The sequence below is a fragment of the Bacillus sp. SIMBA_008 genome (assembly GCF_046535495.1).
GTDB classification, from domain to species: Bacteria; Bacillota; Bacilli; order Bacillales; family Bacillaceae; genus Bacillus; species Bacillus subtilis.
Map to the genome: position 1 here is coordinate 1 of NZ_JAWRWL010000098.1, position 370 is coordinate 370.

2 protein-coding genes are annotated in these 370 nt (G+C 46.8%); both read left to right on the top strand.

Annotation, left to right across the window (positions count from 1 at the left end):
• The coding region (locus SB658_RS22325; RefSeq protein WP_410602392.1) for an N-acetylmuramoyl-L-alanine amidase family protein at window positions 1-192 on the top strand (192 nt) is incomplete at its 5' end.
• 87 nt (window positions 193-279) lie between these two features.
• The coding region (locus SB658_RS22330; protein ID WP_410602394.1) for a glycerophosphodiester phosphodiesterase family protein at window positions 280-370 on the top strand (91 nt) is incomplete at its 3' end.

Genomic DNA, 370 nt, shown 5'->3' on the forward strand with positions numbered 1-370 from the left:
GGGATGAGGGACAGAGGCGTAAAAGAAGCTCCTTTTTATGTTATTACATATTCAAAGATGCCGAGTGTGCTGGCTGAATTAGGTTTTATCACAAATCCTCAAGATGCGGACAAGCTGAAAAGCGATAACGGACAAGAGCACGCCGCGGACGCCGTTGTAAACGGAATCGAAACCTATTACAGCGGACGGTAATGATAAAATATGTGTAAATAGCGCCCTCCTGATGTGCATAACGATTATAATAGAGAAAACCGATGACAAACATCTGAGGTGACACATATGACGAATATTTTTGCCCACCGGGGGGCGTCGGGCGACTGCCCTGAAAATACGATGCCCGCATTCAAAAAAGCGATTGAGGACGGGGCCG